This is a genomic window from Peribacillus sp. (genome assembly GCF_059453735.1).
The window spans coordinates 1-2,180 of the sequence record NZ_JAZVJO010000023.1 but is presented as its reverse complement, the minus strand read 5'-3'; the positions used below and the strand labels follow the sequence as shown (position 1 = coordinate 2,180).

General features: G+C 42.8%; 2 protein-coding genes. Both read left to right on the top strand.

Annotated elements, in window-relative coordinates:
• Positions 1-226: 226 nt before the first annotated feature.
• Positions 227-850: a VrrA/YqfQ family protein gene (gene vrrA / locus AC52RT_RS00695; RefSeq protein WP_495538974.1), complete on the top strand. Its 624-nt coding sequence runs from the start codon at positions 227-229 to the stop codon at positions 848-850.
• Positions 851-1,015: 165 nt separating this feature from the next.
• The gene (locus AC52RT_RS00690) at positions 1,016-1,966 is read left to right on the top strand and encodes a 4-hydroxy-3-methylbut-2-enyl diphosphate reductase (protein WP_495538973.1); all 951 of its coding nucleotides are present in this window, start codon (positions 1,016-1,018) and stop codon (positions 1,964-1,966) included.
• Positions 1,967-2,180: the final 214 nt, after the last annotated feature.

Below are 2,180 nucleotides of genomic sequence, written 5' to 3'. Positions count from 1 at the left end.
GTCCTATTAGTATAATAAATGATGGAACATTAACGCAAACCAATTGTCCACACGTTTGCCATTTTAATGTACCCTTACCATTTTACCGTTTTTCACTCCGGTTCACAACAGGTCATTTTTGTTAGCAGGATAATGAGTCAGGCTGCTAACACTTTCTTCAGATCTGCATAATCTGTAGAGAGAAGATATTTCTTTTCCCTACAGATTGATGGAAAGGAGTGAAAGTATGCCTCCAGGAAGAAACCAGCGACAAGGAAATATGGGTTTTCAAGGGCCTCAAATGGGGCGGCCTCGACAGCAAGGATTTTACGGGGCTCCCTTTGGACCGCCAAATCAGAATAGACAACCAATGATTCAAAATACAAACAGGGGCGGTTTATTTGGGCAAAGAAGAAACCAAAGCCCTCCAGCCCCTGAACCTGCCCAAGGTGGATTACTTTCAAGAATCCTTGGGAGAAATAAGCAAGGCCAAGCACCAATCAATCCCTTCGCACCACCGGGCTCTATACAGCAGGCAGAAAGAAGCGGCGCCGCTGTTGGAACAGCTGCAGGGCTGCTAGAAGGAGGAACTCTCTCGACCGTGATTAACAATACACAACGAGTCCTTCAGGCAGCCGAACAAATAGGGCCAATGGTTCAACAATATGGACCAATGGTAAAAAACATCCCATCCATGTGGAAACTCTATCAGGCCATGAAATCAAGCGGCGATGATTCTGAAAAAGAAGCACCTAAAGAAAAAGTCGTTTCAGAAAAAGCTGTAGTCGATGCGGATGTAGAATCAGATGAAGTCCCTAGAAAGAAAACACGAAAAAAACAGGGATCCTCTTCTCCTAAGTTATATGTCTAATTCATTCAGAATGCAGGATGCCTGCATTCTTTTTATTTTGTCCAAAGTAGCTAGAATGGATTTCGGGTCTCAAGCAGGATTCATCTTTGTAATATTCGAGGACCTCTTATATAATAGAATAGAACAGGCATGGAGAATTCTTTGTCCCTTGAAGGAGGAAACAGTTTGAAGGTTACGAAAATATCCCCGCGCGGGTATTGCTATGGAGTGGTTGATGCCATGGTAATCGCTCGAAACGCGGCTTTAGATAAGACATTACCACGTCCCATTTTTATTCTCGGCATGATTGTGCATAACAAGCATGTAACAGATGCTTTTGAAGAGGACGGTATCATTACATTAGATGGCAGCAACCGCAGAGAAATACTTGAAAAAGTCGATAGCGGTACCGTTATCTTCACAGCACATGGCGTATCTCCAGAAATACGGAAATTAGCTGATGAAAAAGGGCTTGTATCCATTGATGCTACCTGTCCTGATGTAACAGCCACTCATGACCTGATTACAGAAAAGCAAGCTGAGGGTTATCAAATCATTTATATTGGTAAGAAAGGCCACCCAGAGCCTGAGGGAGCCATTGGTGTAGCACCAGACATCGTCCATCTTGTTGAAAATGCTGAAGACGTCCGCAATTTAACATTATCAGCAGATGACAAAATTATCGTGACCAATCAAACCACGATGAGCCAGTGGGATGTTATTGAATTGATGAAAACCGTCGAGGAAAAATATCCACATGTAGAAGTTCATAAAGAAATCTGCATGGCCACTCAAATACGCCAAGAGGCAGTTGCGAAACAGGCTGGTGAAACAGATGTACTGATCGTAGTCGGTGACCCGAAGAGCAATAACTCGAACCGCCTTGCTCAAGTTTCAGAGGAAATTGCTCATACACGTGCATATCGAATTGCTGATATTTCCGAATTGAACTTGGAATGGCTTGAAGGAGCTGAGACGGTCGGCGTAACATCTGGAGCATCCACTCCAACGCCGATTACTAAAGAAGTTATCACTTTCCTTGAAAAGTATGATCCAAACGATGAATCAACTTGGAACACGGAGAAAAAAGTTCCGCTTCATAAGATTCTTCCAAAAATTAAACAACCAAAATTATAAAATAAAGGAGGTGCGGAATGGTTCATTCCGTACCTCTTTTGTCATTTTTAACACATTTCAAGGAATTTCCCTGCTGATCAAGACAACTAACCTCCTAAATCTGCTATAGGTTAGCACGTGTTTCCATTTGAGCGGACTATAATCAAATTAAATTTAGAAAGACTGTTGATTGAAGTGAAAGGCGTGAAGACTCCTGCGGGAACAGCGGGACAGG